Origin of the sequence: uncultured Cetobacterium sp. (genome assembly GCF_945952365.1) — a bacterium.
Classification (GTDB): Bacteria; Fusobacteriota; Fusobacteriia; order Fusobacteriales; family Fusobacteriaceae; genus Cetobacterium_A.
In genome coordinates, this window is record NZ_CAMFHX010000018.1 from 1 (window position 1) to 24,284 (window position 24,284).

Below are 24,284 nucleotides of genomic sequence, written 5' to 3' on the forward strand. Positions count from 1 at the left end.
AGTCAGTTCCATCTATTATTGTTTTAGTGAATTCTAAAACTCCTTTTTCTGGATCCACTTCTGGTGTCTCTTTTTGATCTTGTCCAACTGTTACTATATTTTTAGGTATAATTCCTACTGCTTTTGAATTTATTTTAGCTGTAACTGTTATTACAATCTTTTCACCTTTATCTATATCCGCAATTAAATTTATATCCGTATCTTTTAATACTGCCGATGGCTGTATTAATGTTGTCGGTTTTAATTTTGTTATAACAGTGCTCCATGTTTCAAATGCAGGTCCTGTTGTTCCACCAGCTAATTCTGTAGCCATAGTTGAAATTGAATCAATTATACTTACATCTTTCGCCATTCCTCCACCATTATTTTGAACAGTTATCTCATATACTAACTCATCTCCAGAATTATACTTTTGATTTTCAAAAGTATTTCCAGCTAATGATTTAATAACTTTAGTTGTCAATAATAAAGGTTCTCCCGGCGTTGTTTTAGCCGTATCAAAAATTTCTTTTTCCTCATAAGTTACAATAGCCTTATTTTCTATCATCCCTGTTGGAACTCCAGTTTGCTCATCTCCTAAAGCAACTATCGCCTCAATTTTTATAGCTATTGTTTCATTTGCTTTTATGTTTGTTTTTATCTCTATATCAGTTGTTCCATCTATCCCTATTGCTGGTAATATACTTATTGGCGTTGTCAACGGCAATGTCGATGAACTAGGTGTTATGCTTACAATTTTCCAAGATGTAAATGGATTTATTTCTGTCCCTAAGTTTGTAACTACCTTTATGCTATTTAAAGCATCTTTTATAATTACATCTCTTGCAAGTATATTCGCACTATTTTTAACCTCTAAAATATAAGTTAGTTTTTCTCCCACAACATAAACAGATTCTTCTACACTCTTTGTTATAGAGATTGTTCCATCAGTCGGTTCCGCAATAACTTCTGGACTTGGCTCTTTTGGTGAATCAGGTGTTTTTTGCATATAAGCAGTATTTCTTATTATTGAGCTTACATTCGGTTTTAATTTTGCTGTTATTTCAAATCCAACCTGACTTATTGGTGCTATATCTACAAGTACATTTAAATCTTTATTGTCTGGTGTTGGTGGATCTGTCGATTCTGGATTTGTTGTAACTGAAGATAACTCTGATGATTTTGTAACTTTTATAGTCCAAGACTCAAACGCTGGACCTATAATAGTATCTAAAATTTCACTAATTTTATCCTCAACTACGATATTATTACCCCATCCTAATCCAGCATTTTGAAGCAATACTGTAAACACTAATGTATCTTCATCTTCATAAACATTTTTATTTATTGTTTTTCTTATGAATAATTCTGATGATTTTCCAGTTGTTTCAGCGTTAGCTTCTAATTTTTTCTCTGTATTTTGTCCGTCTCTATAAGTTAGTAATACTAAGTTATCTATTTTACCGTAAGCTCTTTCATCTAAAACTCCTCTTAAAGTGATTATAATCTTATCTGATGGAGCTATATCTAGCTTTGCTTTATAAGTATCACCATCTGTAATTTCTGATACTACTGATGAAGTTACTGGTACAGATGTCAACTCTCTTGTCCATGAAGTAAAAGCTAATCCAGTTCCTGGAGCTGCTATTCCTACTAAAGTTGTTTCTAAAGCTCCTATTGCATCTTCTAATTCAACTCCTATTGCAGCTCCTATTCCTGTATTTTGTATTTCAATTGTATAAACAATTTCATCCTGTGGTCCATACTCTGGTGTATTTACATTTTTTACTAATGTTAATACAGGATCCTTTGGTTTTATTACTGCAGTAACTTCTTTATTCTCATTAGTATCAGGATATTCATAGCTTGCAGTATTTATTATATCTCCATATATTCTATCTGCTGCTGTCCCTCTAATTTGAATTATAATTTTTGTATTTTTTCCAATATCAAGATTTACTGCATCTATATCCCCCGTCGCTGGAATTAATGTTGCATCTGTATTCACAGTATCCCCTACAACCTGATAAGTTATTGTCCAATTAGGAGGATCAGATTTAAATACTGGTACTGGATTTGGTTCTCCAATTTTACTTGCTTTTATTTTACTTATTAAATCTGTTAATTTTAAATCATTTATTAACTCTGTTGAAATATTTTCTATTACAATATCAAATCCTATAACTCCACCAGGAGAATAAAAATCTTCAAATGGTGATTTCGTTATTTTTGCTAAACCTATTTTTGAATCTGATTCCACACTTACTGGTTCTAATGGAGGTGTCTCTGTTTTATTTTTCTTATATGTCCCAGTAGTTGTATTTATTATTTTTCCAACTATATTCTCATTTATAGTTGCAGTAATTTTAAACTTAACTACATCTCCTGGAGCTAAATCCATAGTTTCATTTAAATTCACATTATTTTTAGGATAAGTTCCACTAAATATAGTTTCTGCTTTTAAGTTAGACATCTCTATTTTCCAATTTGGTTTAAATGCTGCAACTTCAACTCCTGCTAGATTTAAAGCTTTTACATCACTTATTAAATCCACTACATTTACATCATTAAGCCAAATCTTATCATTTAAATTAGAAACTGTAACTTCGTAAACTATTGTATCTCCTGCACTATATTCAGATTTATCTAATCTAGAGTCTTCCACAACTATTTTTTTAGTTAAACTCGGTGCTGTTCCTGCTTTCGGTGGAATAGGCGGAGTAACTTTATCCTCTCCATTTATTATTGCAATATTTGGAGAAATCGTTCCAATTGCATTAGTTGCAACTGTCGCCTCTATTATAAAGTTTACATATTTATCAGGTCCTAAATCAACGATATCATCTATCACTGCTGGACTTGATAATGGATATGTTCCATCAACTTTAGCTGCTGGTGATTTATCTAAGGTTACTGTCCAAGTACTAAATGCTGACCCTACTGCTCCTCCTGCTAACTCTGTAACTACAGATGCTATATCATCTTTTACTGTTATATTATCTGCAACTCCATTCCCAGTATTTCTTAGACCTATTGTATAAACAACTTTATCTCCAGGAGAATAAGTCATTCCAGGTGTATAATCTACCCCTCCAATGCTAGTTATTGTTTTTGATCTCTCCAGTACTGGTGGATAAGGAGTAAAGATAACTTCATTCGAGTTTTCTGTTACTGTATTTTCATCTGCTACTTCAACAACTATTGAAGCTGTATTTTTTATAACTGATTGTGGAAAATTCAGATTAGTTTCATCTCCCTTTGTTATTTGAGCTCTAATCGTAACAGTTACTTTTTCTCCCGCTTTCAAGCTTGTTTTAACTGAAATATTTTCTCCTGATGGTTGTGTTGCTATTCCCGATGGCTGGGCACTTATTGGCCCTGCTGTTCCATCAGAATAAACAATACTATCTATTGACCACTGAGAATATGCAGGAATATTACTTCCTCCACTTCCTCCAACTAAAATTTGTTGTATATTATCAACTATCTCAAAATTATTTATTGCATTTTCACCATTTTGAACAACAATTTGATATAAAATAACGTCATCTAACCAATATTGAACCGGGTTTGCTGTAAACCCAGATCTTTCTCTTAGATTATTCTGTAATTTAGTTATTGTTAACTCTGTTACCTTTGGAGTTGTTATAACCTCGTTACTTAATTTTGGATCCGTCGTTGGATTACTCGGATTATTTGGATCATACTGATATTTTGCAATATTTTTTATATCTGTTGTTGTATTAGCTTTTAATTTTGCTACTATTGTAAATTCTATTGCAGAAAGAGGTGCTAATGAAACTTTCGCATCTAAATTACTGTTTGATGTTAATGTTGCAGTATTTGTTAGCTCTAAATTATCTAGTACAACCTTATCACTTCCAGCAACTTTATTTGCTGCTATTGTCCATGACTCAAATGCACCAACAGATGCTCCACCTATATCTGCTAAAATTCCAGATATATCATCTGTAACTTTTATTCCATTTGCCCAACCTGTTCCTGTATTTTCAACAACAACTTTATAAGTTAAAGTATCCCCTGAAATATATGTTGCTTTATCAACTGTCTTTAATATTTGTACAATTGCTGGTAAGGGATTTACTGTTGTAGTATTGTTTGTTTTATCTTCACTAAATTCATTTCCTGATGAATCTAAAACTTTAGCTATGTTTGTTATCTTCCCTGCTGCTAGAGGATTTAGTGTTGCTTCTATTACTATAGTAACAGTATCTCCTGGATAAATATCCCCAGTTGCCTTAAATCCATTAGCATATGTAGTATCTCTAGTTATAATTGTAGCTGCATTTGTTTTTGTTAGAGTTACCACATTAAAGCTATCTATAGCTTTTCCAACTCCCGTAGTTGCTAATTCTGTTTCAATTAGTTTTAAATCATCTATTATCGTAACATCATTTAAATAACCTGTTCCTGTATTTTTCACAACAATTGTATAGATTAATTTTCCACCTACTGTATACGATTCTTTATTTACAACTTTGCTTAAATCTGCAATTCCTGGGGCTGGTGTCAACGTAACTGTTTTTGGTCCTAAATCAATCCCATTATATATTGCATTTCCTGTGTTTACAATGTTCCCGATTGCTGTATTCACTGCTTTTCCTTTTATTCTAACAACTACAACTTCACCTGGTCCTAAAGTAACTTTTCCTGTATTTATATCTGCTCCATTCATAATTCCTGAAGTTGCAAATTTAGTCGTATCTCCACTAACACTTACAATCTCATATATCCACCCAGGTTCAAAAGCTTCTACTTGTCCACCAGTTGATGAGTCGACTTTTATACTGCTTACTAAATCAATTAAATCAATATCTTTTGCAATTGCATTCATACTCGTATTACTAAGAATTAATCTAAATCCAATATCTCCACCTGGAGTATATGTAGTATTTCCTGTTATTAAAGGAACTTTATTAAATTCAACAACTGCTGTTCTCGGATTAATTTTATCGCTTGACTTCTCCACGTTATCTATTTTTGCAATATTTACAATCTCACCCGCTGCTAAACTAGATGTTGTTGCTTTTATTGTAATTTCAACTTTTCCGCTTGGTGCTATATCCACTTCTGTATTGATATTCGTATTATCCGCCAAAGCATTTTGTAAAATTGTCTGACCGTTAAAAGCCGTATTACTATGAGTTATAAGGCTTGTTATTGTCCAGTTTGCAAAAGCTTGTCCTTGGCTACCATTTAAAAGAGTCGTCTTAATATCACTTATCAAATCAACTATTTTTATATCATTACCAAAACCTTCACCAGTATTTTCTATTGTAATTTTATACTCTACAACTTCGTTTGGCCCATAAATTTTATTCGCTGGGGCTATTAACTCTTTTTTAGAAGATATTATTGGTACCTTTGGGTTTATTGGATTACTTGGATAACTTACTAAATTTATTATCGCAATATTTGCTGGTATACTTCCAATTGCTGATTTTACTATATTTCCTGTTATTTTATAAACAATCTTATCTTTTGGTGCAAAATCAACTTCAACAGCTAAGTTTGTAGATGTATTTGAAGCTAGCGATTTTATATCTGTTAAAACTGGCTTTGAAAGTGTATTAGTCACAACTGGAGCTGATATCACTATATTTTCAAGAGCCTTTCCTGTATTATCCCCAGTTAAGCTAGTAACTATTGCATCAAGATTATCTCCAATAGATAAGTTATTGAAGAAGCTACTTCCAATATTTTCAATTTCAACCTTATACTCCACAGAATCTCCTGGAGCATATGTCATTCCTGCTACAAAATCTACTCCATTTAACTTCGTTAGAGTTTTCTTAGCTGTTATTACTGGTGGTACTGGATTTAGACTTACATCTTGGTTATTTCCGTCATAAGTTGATCTATTTGTAAATCTACCTATAATTGTATCCTTTAATGTTCCATCTATTCTAAACTCAATCCATCCTCCCGGAGCTATTGTAACCGAATTTGGAAGATTAATTGTTTGATTTAAACCAGCAGATCCTATAGTTGTAACATTCCCACCAGATGTTGTAAAACTAGCTGTATAACTAGCAAATACATTCGCTGTTGGAATTGCTGGTGATCCTGCAGTTTCAGCAATCTCTCCTACTATATTAGCAACTATATCAGTATAAGTTTTTGAAGCACTCGTACCTAAACCAGTATTTTCAATTCTCATTTTATAAACAACTTTATCACCTGGTAAAAAAGTTGTTTTAACTGTTGTTCCATTTTCTTCAAATACTTTTTTAGTGTGAACAATCGTTGGATTTTGCATAAGTGAAGTTACACTTGATTTTAATCCATTTAAACTAGCTATATTTGTAATGTTTCCAACTACATTTTCATTTATTTTAGCTTTTATTATATAAACAATCTCTCCACCTGGATGAATATCCATCAGCCCTTCTATTTTAGGCTTTGCTGCAGAATTTAAAACTTCTGTTCCTAAAGGGATTGTATTATTTATATCCGCCACTGTTGAAGCTCCTGATTCACTTAACTTTGTTATTGTCCAACTATCAAAAGCTGGTCCTGTTACTCCTGTTGTTGCGTAGTTTGCCGTAATTGCACCTATCTCATCTAGGAAAGTTCCATTATTTAAGATTCCTTTTCCTGTATTTTTTAGAGTTACTTTATACTCTATAAAACCACCCGGCATATATCTATTTGTTATAACTGTTGTTCCATCTGGTTTATAGAATTTTAAAACTTCTTTTTTAATTTCAGGTTTATCTATCGATGGTCCTACTTGGTTTGATACTGCATCTCCATCTACAATAGCTGTATTTGTAATAAAACCAACAGCTTTATCTGTTACTTTAGCTTTAATTTTATAAACTATAACTCCACCTATCGGTATATCTGGAGTTGCAGTTAATACTCCTGCAGTTATAGTAGGATTTCCTAAATCTGCTTTAAATCCTGTTGCAGTACTGTTAGCTAAATCAACAGTTATATCTGATAAAGCTGACACAAGTGCTCCTGTTGAATCTGTAACTTTAATTACATTGAAGTCATCACTTACAGGTATATTTTGAGCATTACCATTACTATTATTCTTTATAGTTATTGTATATGTTATATATCCCCCAGGCTCATATTTACTAGGTAATACACTCTTTGTATTTTGCAAGTTCCATCTAAAAGGAACTGTTACTAGACCGTTATTATTAATAGTTCCAATTGCATCTTTCCGAACTAAACCTTCTATTACGTATTGAACTTTTTCCCCAGGTTTAACATCCACTAAACCAATTAGATTTTCATTATTTGCTGGTCCAACTGTAAAAACAGTTTCTGTTCCATCTGTTTCGTTTGTTACAATTTTTGTAACTGTAAATACTCCATTAAATGGATTTCCAACTGTTCCATCTATAAGTGGTACTGTTAAGTCTTTTACAAGCTCATTTATACTCAAATTATTTTGATATCCAGGACCTGTAGAAGTTGCTGTTATTGTATATTTTATAGTATCTACTCCTGGAATATATGTTGACTTATTAACTTCTCTAGTAACTCCTCCACCTGGTGGAACTATGTTATGTTGCACAGAACTTGTTCCGATTAAAGTTGTGCCCTCTAATACAGTTGCTATATTTGTTAGCTGAGTTGTAACAACTCTAGGATTAACTGTCGCAACTATTTTATACGTCATAGTTGAATTACCTGGTATTGTTATAGTATCATTTAAATCTGTCTTTGGACTTCCCAAAACAGATGTTGGATTTGAATTATTTAAATCTCTAAATATATTCCATGTATCAAATGCTGGCTGATTAGGCATATCTGTTACATTTTCAAGTGCTAAATCATTTGCATAAGTTGCTTTTATATTGCTAAGAACATCTTTTACTGTAACTACTTTTTCTGAACCTAATCTATTTATAACATCTATAAAGTAAGTTATTGTTCCTCCTGGTTCGAATATGGTGTTGTTACTTCTTTTCACAAAATCAAGAAGATTTCCTGAGCCTCCATTTTTTGTTATTGTTGCTGATGTCGTTGTTGTTAAATTATTTTGAGTATCTGTTACTTCTACTGTGTTTGAAACTGTATTTCCTAAGTAACTAGCTTTTACTTTAGCTGTAATTGTATACTCAACTTTTCCTCCAGGTGCTATATCTACAACTGCATTTAAATCAGTATTTATAGGATTACTTATCCCTGTTGTCGTTCCTAACCCTGTTGGTGTTCCATTTATCTCTATATTTTCAAAATATGTTGAGTTTAAAATATCTTTAATTAAAGCATCGTTTGCATATCCCTGTCCATTGTTACTTACAACAACTTTAAATGATACAGTTCCACCAGGTATAAACGTTCCCGATATTGCTGTTTTAGATACATTTAAATTTGGTAATTTAGGTGTTGATGTAGCAGAAGCAATTAAACCATCGGCTTTTGCTGTATTAGTTATTGGACCGTATAAAATATTAGTTGATGTTGGTGTTTTTAATGTTGCTGTTATTGTATATTTTACAGATCCAGCTGGTGAAATATTAACTGTGTCAACTAAATCAACATTACTAATACCGGTAGTTAGTGTTGATTTTGTTTCACTTCCTGTTAGTACAGGAGCCGATATCGTCCAGCTACTAAAAGCTGTTGTTGTTGTACCATTGCTTAAAAGAGCTGCAATAGCTTCTGATACTTTATCTTCAACTTTTACTCCTATAGCAACCCCTGCAGTAGCATCATTTTTTACAACTACATCATATGTTATAGTTGTTGTTCCTCCTGCAACATATGTTGATATTGGTGTCGTTTTTTCTATACTTATTTTTGAAACTTTTGTCTGTGATCCTTTATCAGAATAAACAGCTCCATTTACTGTTGCTAAGTTTTTAATAGCACCTTTTGCTTTAGGATTTAAAACCGCTTCTATTGTATAAGTTATTCTTCTGTTTGGTCCTAAAATTGCATTTGTTATATTTATATCTGCTGTTGGTGAATATGTTCCTGCACTTGTTGGATCTAAAACACTATTTACAAGTACTGGTGTGCTTCCAGATATATCATATATTTTCGAAGTTATATTCCAAGAATTAAATGCAGGTCCTGTTGTTCCATCTATTAACTGAGCTGTTACCAAGCTTAGCTTATCTGTAATCATTACATTAGTAGCATATCCATCTCCTGGATTATCAACATCTATTGTGTAAATTAGTGTTCCTCCTGGAACATATTCTGTAGTATTAACATTTTTAGCTACTTCTAAAATTGGAGTAGACATTTTTACTCCAGGTCCTGTTTCTACAACATTGTCCCCTGATATTGTTGTATTATCTTGTATTAAGCCAACAGTTGTAAGTTTTGTTTTTGCTTTTATTTCATAAACTATACTTCCATTTGGTCCAATATCTGCTGTTAAAATCAAATCTCCTGTATTATTTGTTGTATTTACTGTTCCAGATGCTGTTCCTACTCCTGATGTAGATAAGACAGATAAATCCCAACTATCAAATGCTGGAGCTAACGATCCATCTATTTGTGTTGCCTTTATTGAATTTATCAAATCTGTTATAGTAATATCATTCATAAAATTGTTATTTGGATTAGTTACTGTTAAGTTATAAGTTATAACATCTCCTGGTTTATATTCTATCTGTGTTGGAACTTTTGTTATAACAACAGTACTATTATTTGCCAAAGCAACAGGTGTTGTTGTAACCGTTGCTGTTTTTTGTAAAACATTATCTTTCTTCAAATTAGCAACATTTACTATATTACTAATTGCAGAATCTTTTGCTACTGTTGTTATTGTATAAATTATACTTTCTCCAGGGAAGACTGATACTATATCCAATAAATTTGTATTAGATGTAGTTCCTCCATTACTAATTATATCTGACAAAGATTTTGTTGATCCTGCAGCTAAAGCGGCATTTACAGTCCAAGTATTAAGTAATCCTGAAGATGCTACATCTGTCGCTGACGAAGTTCCATTATTCCCAAGTCTTCCTGTTATTCCAGCCAATAAATCTTCTACTAAATAGTTAGAAGCTATTCCTGTTCCTGTATTTCTAACAGTTACTGTATAAGTAACTGTTTGTCCAGGTCTATAACTCGTTGGGTTTTGCGTTTTAGTCAAGTTCATCACTGGGGCTACTGATGTTGTAGTTATTGTCGATACTTTTTCAACATTATTTCTATCGGTTGCTTTTGCTGTATTTTCAAATACACCAACAATATCATCGTTTACTTTTCCTGTTATTGTATACTCTATAAAAGAGTTTGTGGCTATACTTACATCTGTAGCTGATAAATTGCCTGTTGGTGAGAATAATCCTGCACTACTACCTCCTGATGCAGTCGCTGTTGTTGTTATTGTTCCTGGTACAAAAACTGATTTTACAGAACCATTCGCCGCAGTTCCTGTAATCGTTGAAAGAATATCCTCAATTTTCATTTTTGTAATTCCTACAGTACTTGAGTTATTCTGAACTCTTACTTTATATGTTAAGTTTTGACCTGGTGTATAATTTGTTGTTGTCGTTGTCTTTATAATTGAATAGTCGTAAGTTGCTAAATTTAAAGTCAAAGGTAGTGAGCTCTCTGTTTGACCTCTCACTGTAGTTGTTGCAGTATTAACTATTGGAGTAGTTACCCCTGCTTTTACATTTGCAGTTATTGTATATTCTACTTTTCCTAAAGGACTAATCTCTATTCCTGTCGCAATTAAATTTCCAGAAGGTGAAAAACTTCCTGCTGTACTTGATCCTGTACTAGTCGCAGTTATAGTTGCCCCTGTTAAATCAGATGGTAAAATATCCTCTACTTTAAAATCTTTTATTGTAGTTGTTGAACTTGTATTTGTTATTGTTACCTTATAAGTTACAACTCCCTCTTTTTCGTAATAAGCTATTGGTGATGTCTTTCCTATTGTGTATGTGTAAGGAACTCTTGTTAAAGTAATATTTCCAGTTCCAATAGATGTATTGTTAGTTTCTTTTACAGTTACAACTGGAGTTAATTGACCATTTACCAAATTATTTACAGTTCCTCTCACGAAATACTCTACAAATCCTCCTACTGGTATATCTACACCATTAACTGAAAAATCACCATTTAATGGTACGCTACCCGCTATAGCGCCTAAACTACTATCACTAACTTGGTTTACTAAATTAGAAAAAGCCGCTCCCGCACCTCCTCCATCTAATGTTGAAGTTATTCCACTCAGCGGCGCTTCTATTTTTATATTTGTTAATGCTGTTGGTCCTGGATTAGCAATCCGTACCTTAAATCTTAATGTTTCTCCTGTGTCATACTCATTTGATTGTACAACTCCCGATGTATTAACTTTCTGAATTGTTACTACTGGAGCCGCCAATAAAAATATAGAATTTAATAAGAAAATAAATAGTGCTGAAAACCGTTTATATGTCCCCGTTGTCCCCATAGTTCCTCCTTAATATTTTTATACGTTTCAAAATATATTCTTTATGTTCTCTTTCATTCCTTTTTTATATTTCATTATTTTGGAAATAGTTATCAAAAATAAAAAAACACTACATATTTTTTATTTCAGAAAAAAGGAAACAGAAGTTCTATTTTGTAAAAAAATTTCGATATCAAAAATATTGTACTATTTAAGATAGGGAGAAACTATGGATAAAAATATAAAAACATCGAAGCAATTTATTAAAGTTTCAGATGAGCGTATCCTACAAATATATCGTGCATTAAAGCCTTACAAATCAACTAAAGATGAACTCTTAAGCTTAGCTCATGAGCTCGATTTTTTGTATGGTGCTTCAGAAAATGCTAACTTTATTCGCTCTCTAATTCAAACGTATGAAAAAAAAGGATTTTTTAAAAAAGATTCTGAATAAAAAAAGATTCCTAATCTTCAAAATAAACGATTAGGAATCTTTATAGCAACTATAAGTTTTTTATATTTTTAATGTTCTTTAAAAGAAAAAATTTCAAATCTATAAAATTACTCTCTAAAGGAAAGCTACTAATTTTATAAACAGGCGTTTCCAAAGTTTCATTAATATTTCCACTAGTTATAATTAAATCATACTCATCATCTACACCAAAAATTTCAAATATATGAGATGATATTTTATCAATTTTTTTAAATTCAAATATATCTTTTAATTTTGTCTGTATGAGGTCTTTTATAAATTCCAATTCATCACATATAAAAAGTACCTTAAACTCTTTAAAATCAGAATATTTTTTTAAAGATAGCTGATTATATAATAAATAAAATATACTTCGAATATCTTTTTCAATTAAAATATCACTTTTTATTTTATCTGAAAAATCTTTATAAAAACTTGTTTCACACATCTTCTCAGGAATCGGTAATGCTTCTCTTATATCTCCAAGTTCATTTAATAATTTTTCTAAAACTTCGTCATCTGCCTCTATTTCTAAGGTATCAATAATTTCTTTTAAAATACCTTTTACCTCTTCTAAACTGCCATTCTTAGATATTTTTCTATCTTGCAAAGAATTTTTTAATATAAATTCTTCACCTTGAGAAGATAATATAAAATTATTAATCTCTTCCATATTATATCCTGTTTTATTTTTCTCTAATTTATCTCTTGTATTTAAAGCCGCTAACTTACAAAATACTTTATTGTATTCTATTAAACTATAATTGTCACCTAAAACCTCTTTCATTCTTGTTTTTAAAACTGCTGGAGTTATATCACCCACAATTTTTCCTATTAAATCTTTTAAAACGTTTGGTAAGTTTACAAACTGCTTATCAATCACTTTATGAATCTCCTTTTCTAAAGCGTCCACAATATTTTGTACTTCTCCTATTACAGAGACTCCTTTTGATGCAAATTTATGAATAAAAACATCCTTAACTTCCAACTCACTTTTTATTATTAACATATCTTTTTTCAAAGTTGTTCTTGAGACATTTAAAAATTCAGCTTCTTTAGTTAAGTTTACCATTTGCTTAGATAAAATTTTTAACTTTAAATAACTTTTCCTATTTTCTGAAAACATCCCACCAAAATCAGAAATAATTTTATTCAAATCATTACTTTTCAAATTTACCTGTAAACCTCCACCATCCGTTTTCTTTATTTGATCCAATTTATAACTTTTTAAAATGTAATTAATATTATCAATATCATACCTTATCGTTCTTATATGTACGTTAAAGTTTTCAGATAATTTTTTTAATGTAAATCCATTTGCTTCATTTAAAACAGATAAAATATTAATACACCTTTCATTGATAACCATCTTTTTTTACCTCCACCCCATATAATTTATTTTAACTATCTTAATTATACTACCTTTCATAACACTATTCTCTATGAAGGTTTTTTTATTTTTATAAACAAAAGAACATTTAGGTGAAAAAAAATACACCCCGGATTTATATATCCAACGTGCAACTGGCTACCATTTTAAAGGCCCTATAGCTTTGCGTCCTACAGTTTCCCGTAGTTTGCCAAAATATACTCAAAATATTATTACACTATTCCTTTATTCTAATACACTTAAATATTTCCTACTTTTTAAAAAATTTTATATTTTTATATCCCGATTCAACATTTACATCTTCAAGAACACCCTCTTCATTTATTAGAAATGTTGTTGGAATATTTATAATTCCAAACTGCTTATAAAGCTCCATCTCTTGACCGTCATAGTAAGGCTGGAAACTGAAGCTATTCTTTTTCATATACTCTTTTACTTTCTCTTTATTATCACTTCTATATGGACCAAAAACTATTATAAATACAATATCATCTCTATCTTTATATCTCTCTTCATACTCTTTATTAAATACTAATTTTTCCTCTATGCAATCTGGACACCAAGTTGTTGTAAAGTTTAAAAATACCTTTTTTCCTTTCAACTCCTCTAAAGTTATTGTTTTATCTCCATCTAAAGTTTTCACTTCAAAGTTGTCCACTCTCTCTCCTAAAAGATACGTCAATTTCTGCTCTCTAGGATCCCTCTCCTCACCAAATGAAAAACTAAATGTAAAAAATATCATCATAAATATTTTAAATAACATCTTCACTCTTTAACCCCTCCTCTTTTTCTACTACATCTTCTAAAATTTCATCCTCTATAAGCTCTATTGATTTTACCAAGAAATTATTATCTTCATAATAATCCCCCTCACGACCAGATTTTACTTTTACTTTTAAATCTTTTTTATCAAACTCCCCCTTATATCTTCTACTATTAGGAATAATCTCTACAATATATTCACCCGGTAAGATATCCTCAAAGAAATAGTATCCATCAATTTCAGTTACTGATCTTTTTATCTCTTCATCACCTTTTTTTAAAACTACATCTAAGTTTGCAATTAATCCATCATATCTTCTCTCTTCTACTGTCATATCACTGTGAATATAACCACTTATCATAGAAACCGGAACTAATGGAATATCGACTTTTACTCCTGAAGATACAGCTCCCTTATATTTTATCATCTCTTTCCCTTGGATAAGCATAGGGTCAATCGACTCTCTGTTAATATCTATTGTATGTAATTCTCCTGCACCTATATTTCCAATTATATATTTACCAGTCTCTTTTGCTGTCCCTGTTCCTCCTGATGTAGTTACCTCTGCCCCTTCATACACAGTTTCATTTTCATCCATAACTCCATTTGCATTTTCATCTACAAATACCTTTCCTTCTACCCAGCCATCTGTTACATTATTGTTATTTATAGGCAGTAATGGATTTCCTAAGTAAACTGTTTTTTCTACTCTTGCCCCTATTATTGTTTCTTTATTATCCGTTTTTATATCTGGGAACTCTATGTAGATATTATTATCAAATAGATATGTAAATCTTATTTCAAAGAAGCCACCCTTTTCTCTTGAGTGTCCAACTTCAAGTGTAGTATCAACATTTTTAAAGAAGCCACTTTCTGATGGAGATTTTACTAAACTCAGTTTTATCTCATCATCTGCTACTTTGTCCTCTTGATAATTTATCTTTCCTTCTAAAATTGCTGCAACTCCTCTTATCCCATTATAGTTTAGTTTTATCTGTGTTCCGTATCCATTTGAACTTATCTCATCTGTAGATGAATATTCATAATACTCGTTTGATAAACTCATTCTAAAGTTCCTACTTATATTATAATCTAAATTTAAATATATCTGATAAAGATTCTCATCTTCATAGGTGTTATTAAAGTAACCTATACTACTTGTGAAGCGCCTAAAGCTTTTACTTAAATCTATATTATACGAGTAATCTTTTCTTAATCTATCCGATATCTCTTTATTGTAATCTTCATATCTTACAATCAGATTGCTATCCCAAGGTAACTTTTGCTCTAAAACCCCTTTAAAACCTTGACTCTCAGAGTTGAGTTCCTCTAAGAGAGTTCCTGAAATTAGGGTTGGATACTTCTCCAATCCAAATCTATAAGCCAATCCACCTTCTAAAACTTCGTATTTAATACTATCTCTATTTTCTAAAAATGATGTTCCTATTGTTGTTGTTAAATTTTCAGTTAAACCATACTTATACTTTGCTAAATACTGATTTTTCTTCTCATCGTTTCCTCTTCCACCTTGAATTACAAAGTCATTCTCACCTTTGTTCAATATATTTTGATTTCCTAGAACATAGATATCTTTTACCTCTACTCGACCATCTCTATAGTAAATCTTTATTGTATAGCTATCTAAAGATGACATATTTAATGGAATAAATCTAAACCTATTTCCTGTAGGAATCTCAAAATCATCTAAGCTACCATTTCTATACAGTTCAACCAAGCTTGCATTTTGAGCTTCTCCCTCGATTACCGTTCTATTGTCGACTCTTATTCCATAGTATTCATTTTTAGAAAAACTAACACCTCTAAGGTTTCTCTCTGCATCAAATATAGAATCACTTTCTAAGTAAAAATCTCCAAAAGTCAAATAATACTCTCCAAAAACTTCCTTATATCTCAACCTAATATAGTCTAATTCACTTTTTGGATATATTTTTTGAGTCACTTCAAACTCTCCATATAAGAGCTCTGTTCCATAGTCTATATCAAAAGAGTAATCGTTCTTTTCTATATCTGTATTACTATATATAAACTTTACCATTCCTGGAGATAAAAGTTGTTTTTTATTAAAAATATACTCTCCCCCCTCCTCTAATGCCTCCTCTTTTTTGGCCACTGCAAGTCTTGTTCTTTGATTATTCAATTCTAAAGAATACTCTCTAGGGGTTTTAAAGTCTGGAAAAAGAGTTAATATATACCTTTCATCATCCCATTGATAATTAGGTATATAAAAATATTGTTGTAAATCTTTTAATTTTATAAATATATCATCATCTAACTCTATTGATGTACTTTGAGGTATCCTTATATCAACCTCTTTCTCTGCATCTAAGACTCCTTTAATCCTTCTTCTTTTCCGATCAAAACGAAGTCCATCTATTTTAGTAAAATCTATAAACTCTGCCACTCCTATATAAATCTCCTCTGTTTCATCATCTATTAGGACTCTATAAAATTCATTCTTCTGCCCCTTCATCTCCAGTTCAATAAATGCTTCCTCTGGAGCAGAAAAAAGAGAGGCTTTTAAAATACAAAATATCAAAATTGTTTTTTGTAGTCGTGTCATTTTCTCCCCCTTTTTCATTCCTATTTCACCATTTTGAGTTATCACAACTAGCAACAACTTTTTTTACTTTTTCTTCTTTTAGTTTTAAAGAGGTATTTTCCGCTGCACTACCTTCAATTTTAACTAATTTTTCTAAGTGGTTGTTCTCTAAATATATCTCATCAATTGCAGCTCTCTTATTTACAATAATATTTAAAGATTCAACTATTTTTACATCAATTTGTAAGTTATTATTTAAATACTCTTTTCCAATATTTTCTTTAATTATCTCTTCGTATAAATTTATATTATTTTTATATTCACCTTCAAAACCCAGACTTCCATAACATAATATTGAAGATAAAATATAGATACCCACTGTTTTTTGCATATTATCCTCCCCTATCTTCTTATTATCACTTTTCTATTAGGGTCATTTTTTTCTATTGAATAATCTAAATATTCGTAAAAAGCTTTTACTGTAACTGTTTCTTTATAATCACCAGGCCTAACACTATTTACAGTTGAGTAAACCCTTCCATCTAAAATTATTCTCTCTTTTACTTTATCTTTTTTTGGGAAAAAACCTAACACATTAACTTTTTCACCTCTATCAGTTTTTTCACTCTTAAAATCGACTTTATTTTTGCTATCTAGTTTAACAATCAGTTGCCCATCTGCCATAACTACCTGTTTTGGATATTGAAAATATAACTTTGTGTTTCCAATATCTTTTTTATCAATTCCCAAATCCACTGTAATCTCAGGACTTTTTTTACTGCTTACTCCATTTTTAGGAACCCTTGATGGGATTAATCCAAACTCCATAGCTCCTTTTACTTTCAAAGATAAATCTCCTTTTTTTCTAAACTCTACAGCTACCTCTCCAAATAAAACCTCTGTTTTGGATACTTCATCCAAGTATTCAATTCGTCCTATCACTATTTTTTCCTCAACTGAGTTTATCTTCGATTTATAAATAAATTCTACATTCAAATTTCCATCCTCAACTCTGTAGACATTGTTTTCTTTTTTAATTCCATTTACTCTTAAAATCTCAATGTTTCTTTCAGGAATAAATTTTATATTGAAATTTTTCTTATAATTAAATACACGAGCATCAACTCTTCCTCTATAACTAGTTCCACTTTTTTCTAGATTATATATCTGGCCAACTACATCAGAGGTAAATATATAGTTTGATACCAACAAAAATATCGCAAATAATAGTTTTTTCATTTTCACCACCCTCTATATGAAAAGAGGCATAGCGTTCGAACTATGCCCTAATCTATCTTTTTCTAAAACTTACTAGAATCCGTCGTAAGATCCAACAACTGTTGCTGAAGCCGTATAAGTTTTTCCTGCAGTTAACAATCCAGTTACTCCTGGTTTATTTACAGTTACTTTTAATCCTGTTTGAGCAGCTCCACCTGTCAATGTTACTGTCTCTTCAGCTCCACCAGCAAATGCTACTTTACCTGTAAACTTAGTCACAAATCCATCTTTGAAAGTTAATGTTCCATTATTTTTAAATCCTAATTTTACATCTTGATCCACTTCACCTGTTACTTTAACTGTATTACTAAAGTCTTTTGTTACAGTTTTTGTACCACACCATAATCCAAAATTGATATCATCCACTTTAATCACTAATTGCTCAGGTACTTTAACGCTTACATTAAATGTATCCTCAGCACTACAAGGGTTTGAAAAACAGAACGCAGGGTCTACATCTGTAGGAAGAGTTGATACACTTTCATTTGCTAAAGCTGCTACTGAACCTAAAATAAATAAAACTGATAATAATTTTTTCATTTTAATACCTCCACTGTTTTTTGTTTTTATACTCAATTTTGTTGAGTTACTAGTTATAGGGGTAGTTCCTTACTACCAAGTCTAATTCCACTTTTATCTTTAAAATCTACCTTTATGAATCTGCTTCCATTTGGTATATTTGCTAACTCTGATTCTATTTTTGTCTTAGCTTCTCTTGTTGTTATTCCAAGTTTAACCTCTTCTTTTTTAATTCTCTTTCTACTGCTATCTAAATACTCTATATCTCCAAGCACAGCTAGTGCACTATTTCCACTTAAATTAAAGTTTGCAACTAATTTTCTATTTCCATTGCCCTCTTTTTTTATCTCTGTATTAGTTAACTGCGCTCCAATTTTTCTTTCACCTTTCAATCCATAAGCTGCTATATGAATCTCTGTTAATAATTCAAACTCTATTCCTATCTCTTCTCCTGTATCTGTTTGAACTTTTTCAACGTTTCCTTTAGATGTTCCTGATAGCTCTCTAAAAATTAATTTAGCTTTGTATTCACCCTCAGGTAAATCCTTTGTTCCTCTCACAGCGAACCGTACACTTCTACTTCCATTTGGCTTTAAAGTTAAATTTTTAGGATATATTCTCATCATATCTCCCATATCATATTTTTCCCAGCCTGGATCTTTTTCTATATCAATCTCTATTCTCATTGGATATACCGTATTATTTGTAACCATAATTTCATGAGTTTCATTTTTATCTAACGATGTATAAAACCCTGTGGGTGCTATCCCTATATTAAAAGCAAATGTACTTGTAAAAAGTAAGCTAAACATCAATCCATAAAATATTTTTTTCAATATCTTCATGTTCCCCTCCAAATATTTTTTAGTCACTCTGTCTTTCATGCCATTTTATTCTGAGATAATTTTGTAACTCTTTTTTTTCATTAGTGAAGTGTTTTTCATTTTTTTGGAAAATATTTTTCATTTTTTAAATTTTATACAAATAAAATAACTAGACTATCTCCAATTTATATTGCAACAAGATAGCCTTTTTTAGGCCCTCTTCTCCAAAAAGTATTATAAGATTTCAATTTTTTCTGATATAATGAGAAAAAGGTCTTCAATTCCAGGGGAGGGGTTTATGCTTTTAAAATTACTTATTAGCTTTTTAATCATATATATCAATATTTTCTCCATAAATTTCTCTACAGAAGAGATTGATTGGATTAAAGATAATCAAAAGACTACTTTCACTATAAACGCTTACAATCCTAAGCACATCTATTTATACGAAAATGAAGCTGGTGTATTAAGTGGTGTTTATATAAATTTTTTCGAAAAAATTTCAAAAGAAACTGGACTTAACTTTAAATTTCAAACTTTAAAACGAGATGATATGTTAAATCTATTAAATAAAGGGGAAGGGGACATTATATTTAATGTCAGCAAATCAATCAATCGAAAAAAAAATTACAATTTTTTGCCCACATTAAATTCATATACTTTAGGAGTTTACTCTAAAAATGAAACCTTAATTGATATTAAATATCTTGAAAAATATAAAGTTGGAATGATACCAACATCATCCGATTCTTTACTAATAAACCAATTTTATCCTCATTTAAATAACGTCATCTCTATCGCTGATAATGGAAATTTTGGATTTTGGGCATTAAAAAATAACACTATTGATGCTCTCATTGGTAAGAGTAGCAATGATATTTTAAAAACATATAAATTTACACCTTTTGAGAATGTTCCGCCTTCACAACTTTGGATGGCAGTAAATAAAAATCATCCTACATTGGAGAAAATTATTACTAAATTTAAACTTGAATTTAGTACAAAAGAAGTTGCTGATATTTTAAAAAATGAACGACCCTATTTTTATAGGCAACTACTGAGTAATCAACAGCTATTAGCACGTATTAAAAGACGCTACTCAAATATTAAAGTTCTTATTCCTGATATAGATGATATGCTACCTATTTTTTATAGATCAAAAAATAAATATAGTGGGTATATTATCGACCGTTTAGAAGAGTTGTCTAAGCTAACTGGCCTACCTATAATTTTTACATCGGATTCAGAGAATTATGATATAAAAGCTATCGACTCTAAAATGTTTCAAAGTAACCAAAATAAAAATAAACAAAACTTATATTATATTCCATATTATAAGATTCAAATTGGAATATTTTCTAAACATGATGCAAACTTTATAGATTCGTTTCAAGGCTTTGAAAATAAAAGAGTTGGAATAATCTCTTTTGAAGATATCGATACCAACTTACTAAACTTTTTACACAATTTTGATTTTTATAAAATATACCCAGATACTACAGAGGCTTTAAATGCTATATTAAGAAATGAAGTAGATTATATAATTGGTGATTTTAAAATAATCTCTATGGGGGTTGCAAATAAATATTTAGAAAATAAAATAAAAGTTGCTGGTTTTTTAGGCGGAAATAATACGATTGGCTTTGGAATAAAAAAAGATGCCGATTTAGCTCAGTTAGTCGATAAACTTTTCCCAAATCATCTAGCTGAAAGTAGAATATTACAAAGTGAGCTTTCAGTATCTAAAAAATTATCTCCTAACTATAAATATTTACTCTTAATGCTCTCAACATTTTTTATAATAATAGCTACACTTTTCTATCTTTTAAGAAAAGCTACTATCGCTTCAAAAAAAGAGAAGCGTATTACAAAAGCTCTTGTTGAAAGCTTCGAGGCTGCAAATGAACTCAATGATGAGGATACAGGTAATCATATTTTAAGAGTCAATCTGTATTCAAAGTTTTTAGCTGAAAAGCTAAAATGTTCTAGTAAATTTATAAAAGAGATTGGAGAATATGCTTCCTTACATGATGTCGGAAAAATAGCTATCTCTGATATGATTCTTAAAAAACCAGGTAAACTTACCTCTGAAGAGTTCGAAGAGATGAAAAAACATGTTATTTTTGGAAAAGAACTCATTAAAAAGATGCAACTTGGATCAATTGCTGAAAATATAGCTCTTTACCACCATGAAAAATGGAATGGAAAAGGTTACTGGTTTGGTTTATCTACTGATGCTATCCCTTTAGAAGCTAGAATTGTTGCTTTAGCTGATGTGTATGATGCCCTGCGTCAAAAGAGAGTTTATAAAGATGGATTTACTCATGAGGTCGCTGTTGAGATAATAAAAAAAGAACGTGGTGAACATTTCGACCCCGCTCTTGTAGATATATTCTTAATTCATCATAAAGAGTTTGATAAAATTTTTATCTCTCATTAAATTTTTCAAAAACAATATTATAACCCCAATAAAAAAAGCGTATCAGATTATATTAGTTTCTGATACGCTTCATTTTTTAAAGAATTGAGAATATACTATCTAGTGATGATATTCCTTCATATCCCATAACTAAAACAACAATCACACCGAATATAGTTAAAATTGTTGAGTGTCTATAGTTACCTACTATCTCCTTTTTTCTAGAAGCAAGCAGGGTTATTCCTAAAGTTATTGGTAAAATAAGACCATTCAATGCACCCGCTAAAACTAGAAGTGATACTGGTTTTCCAATTCCTGCCATAACAATTGTTGAAAGTAAAATAAATCCTATTATGAATCTTTTCTCATATTTTAATACAAATGGGAAAAGAGTTTTCAAAAATGAGATAGATGTATACGCAGCGCCTATTATCGTTCCTAACGATGATGCTAGTATTACAACTCCAAATATTTTATAACCTATATATCCCGCTCCCTGCATAAAAGCTGAAGCTGGTGGGTTATCTGGATTAAGTTTTGCTCCAGAAGATACAACCCCTAAAACCGCTAAGAAAAGAGCTATTCTTATAACCGAAGCTATACTCACACCTATAAGTAAACTTCTATTTATATTTTGTAGATTTTCCTCACCTTTAATATTCGCATCTAAAAGTCTATGTCCTCCTGCAAATATTATATAGCCTCCTATTGTTCCACCAAGTAGTGTCAGCAGTGAAAAACTTAAATCACTATAACTCTCTGGAAAAATAGCACTATATGCCGCTTCTGCTATCGGTGGTTTACTCTCTAAAGCCACATACGATATAACCAAAATCATTAAAACCCCAAGCACTCTTGTAAACTTATCAATAAACTTTCCTGCATCTTTCGAGATAAAAATCAAAGCTCCTATCCCTCCAGCTATCAGTGCTGAATAAGTTAAATCAATTCCAAAAAGTACGTTTAATCCAAGTGCAGCTCCTCCAACATTTCCTATATTAAAAGCAAATCCACCAAGAGCAACCAAAATAGCAATCAAATATCCTAAACCTGGAACAATTTTATTTGCCAAATCCTGCCCTCTCATCCCAGAAACACCGATGACCCTTGAGATATTAAGTTGAACTATCAATGTTATAACTATTGATAGTAAGATTGAGAATGCAAAATTTGCTTTAAACTGCTCTGTAAAAATCGATGCTTGAGTCAAAAAGCCCGGTCCTACTGCTGACGTCGCCATTAAAAAAGCGGCACCTAAGACAGCACCACCACTCTTTGAACCCATATTTTTTTTCATAAAAAAAATCCCTCCGTTATACTAACATGTTAAATAATGCTCAGACATTATATACCTTTATTAGTACTTTTACTAGAGGGAATTTTATTTTTTTATTACAAATAAGTTTATAGATATCTAAGCTTTAGATAGATACCAGCAATCACAAGAGTTTGTATAGCTATTAGTGCTCCAAACTTTAAGAATTGTACGAAATCTATTTTACAACCAGATTTTCCTGCTACTCCTACAGCTACAACATTTGTTGCCGAACCTAGTATTGAGATATTTCCACCTAAACATGATCCAAATGATAATGCCCACCAAAGAGCATCTGTATGAACCCCATTAAATGTTGGTGCCATAACATCTATAATCTTAGAAACTGTTGCTGCATTCGCAACATTTCCAATAACCGATGTAAATAGAGCTGAGATTGTCATTATAGAGTAAGTTGCTAATCCAAAGTTTCCTTTTGTCAGCTTTATCATCTGTTCACCAATAACATCTATAACGTGGATTTTCTCAATTCCAAGAACCATCATAAACAGACCTATGAAGAAGAATAGAGTGTCCCACTCAACATGCTTAAATATGTCTGCTGGCTTTCTTTTAGCTAGTGTTACTAGAAGTATCGCTCCACTTAAAGATATTATTGCAAGTCCTTTATTGATGAAGTTATTCAATATAAATCCAAGAATAACAAGTGAGAATATAATTCCAGCTTCTTTTAATAACTTTTTATCTTTTAAAGTTCTAGAAGGGTTCATTTCCATAATTCTAGCTTTTAACTCTGTTGAAACATGGAAATCTTTTCCGTAGATAAAGTACACATTCACAAGTAAAACTACCATCGATATTATAGCTACTGGTGATGTATTGAATAGAAACTCATTGAATCCAAGACCACTTTCATGCCCTATGATAAGTTGAGTAGGGTCTCCAATTAGTGTTGCATTTCCACCTATATTTGCAGCCATTATCTCTGTTATTACAAATGGGAATGGATTTAACTTTAACTCTCCCGCAAGTAAAATTGATATTGGCGCCATCAGTAAGATAGTTGTAACATTATCTAAAAACGCCGAACATATAGCAGTTACTATCGCTAAAAATACTATCAGAAGGAATGGTTCCCCTCTAACAAATTTTGCTAACGTAATTGCAAACCATTGGAAAACACCAGTTTCTGATATCAAATGAACCATTATCATCATACCAATTAGTAGGAATAAAATCTCTAATCTACTTGCCACTGCGTGCAGTGCTTCCTCTTCATTAAATAAACCAACCATAGACATAGCTAAACCACCAATCATAGTAGCCCACGCCCCAGGCACCTTCTCTGTTATTATACAGTAGAACACTGCAATAAATATAGAGAGTCCTAATACTAAGCTTAACATAAACTCACTTCC

The 24,284-nt window shown here is 31.1% G+C and carries 12 protein-coding genes and 1 riboswitch; of the genes, 2 read left to right on the forward strand and 10 right to left on the reverse strand.

Annotated elements, in window-relative coordinates; translation table 11 throughout:
• Window positions 1–11,386, reverse strand: an 11,386-nt coding sequence (locus Q0O83_RS07595; protein ID WP_294095863.1) for a hypothetical protein, incomplete at its 3' end; no start/stop codon positions are given.
• Between the two features lie 208 nt (window positions 11,387–11,594).
• On the opposite strand from Q0O83_RS07595, the gene Q0O83_RS07600 reads away from it, so the two are divergent.
• Window positions 11,595–11,819, forward strand: a complete 225-nt coding sequence (locus Q0O83_RS07600) for a diol dehydratase small subunit (RefSeq protein WP_294095865.1) — start codon at window positions 11,595–11,597, stop codon at window positions 11,817–11,819.
• A 49-nt stretch (window positions 11,820–11,868) separates the two neighbouring features.
• Here the strand turns inward: Q0O83_RS07600 and Q0O83_RS07605 are convergent, their stop codons facing one another.
• The 7 genes from Q0O83_RS07605 to Q0O83_RS07635 form a co-directional block, all read right to left on the reverse strand.
• On the reverse strand, window positions 11,869–13,206 hold the full coding sequence (locus tag Q0O83_RS07605) for an HTH domain-containing protein (protein WP_294095867.1): 1,338 nt from the start codon (window positions 13,204–13,206) through the stop codon (window positions 11,869–11,871).
• Between the two features lie 147 nt (window positions 13,207–13,353).
• A riboswitch (cyclic di-GMP riboswitch) is annotated at window positions 13,354–13,429 on the reverse strand.
• A gap of 48 nt (window positions 13,430–13,477) precedes the next feature.
• A complete protein-coding gene (locus Q0O83_RS07610) occupies window positions 13,478–13,990 on the reverse strand; it encodes a TlpA disulfide reductase family protein (protein WP_294095935.1) in 513 nt (170 codons plus the stop codon).
• Window positions 13,980–16,571, reverse strand: coding sequence for a hypothetical protein (locus Q0O83_RS07615; RefSeq protein WP_294095870.1), 2,592 nt, complete (start codon window positions 16,569–16,571; stop codon window positions 13,980–13,982). Before Q0O83_RS07615 ends, Q0O83_RS07610 begins: the two co-directional genes overlap by 11 nt.
• Before the next feature lie 25 nt (window positions 16,572–16,596).
• The gene (locus Q0O83_RS07620) at window positions 16,597–16,941 is read right to left on the reverse strand and encodes a hypothetical protein (protein WP_294095872.1); all 345 of its coding nucleotides are present in this window, start codon (window positions 16,939–16,941) and stop codon (window positions 16,597–16,599) included.
• A gap of 11 nt (window positions 16,942–16,952) precedes the next feature.
• Window positions 16,953–17,789 carry a hypothetical protein gene (locus tag Q0O83_RS07625; protein ID WP_294095874.1) on the reverse strand — a complete coding sequence of 279 codons (837 nt, stop codon included), beginning with the start codon at window positions 17,787–17,789 and terminating at the stop codon, window positions 16,953–16,955.
• 72 nt (window positions 17,790–17,861) lie between these two features.
• Window positions 17,862–18,368, reverse strand: coding sequence for a hypothetical protein (locus Q0O83_RS07630; RefSeq protein WP_294095876.1), 507 nt, complete (start codon window positions 18,366–18,368; stop codon window positions 17,862–17,864).
• A 53-nt stretch (window positions 18,369–18,421) separates the two neighbouring features.
• Entirely contained in the window at window positions 18,422–19,192 is a 771-nt protein-coding gene (locus Q0O83_RS07635) for a hypothetical protein (RefSeq protein ID WP_294095878.1), read from the reverse strand.
• Between the two features lie 277 nt (window positions 19,193–19,469).
• Between Q0O83_RS07635 and Q0O83_RS07640 the strand changes: the two genes are divergently transcribed.
• Window positions 19,470–21,611: an HD domain-containing phosphohydrolase gene (locus Q0O83_RS07640; protein ID WP_294095881.1), complete on the forward strand. Its 2,142-nt coding sequence runs from the start codon at window positions 19,470–19,472 to the stop codon at window positions 21,609–21,611.
• A 76-nt stretch (window positions 21,612–21,687) separates the two neighbouring features.
• On the opposite strand, the gene Q0O83_RS07645 is transcribed toward Q0O83_RS07640, so the two are convergent.
• Together Q0O83_RS07645 and Q0O83_RS07650 are read right to left on the reverse strand one after the other, a co-directional pair.
• Window positions 21,688–22,887: an NRAMP family divalent metal transporter gene (locus Q0O83_RS07645; protein WP_294095882.1), complete on the reverse strand. Its 1,200-nt coding sequence runs from the start codon at window positions 22,885–22,887 to the stop codon at window positions 21,688–21,690.
• Between the two features lie 107 nt (window positions 22,888–22,994).
• The gene (locus tag Q0O83_RS07650) at window positions 22,995–24,272 is read right to left on the reverse strand and encodes an ArsB/NhaD family transporter (RefSeq protein WP_294095883.1); all 1,278 of its coding nucleotides are present in this window, start codon (window positions 24,270–24,272) and stop codon (window positions 22,995–22,997) included.
• Window positions 24,273–24,284 lie beyond the last annotated feature (12 nt).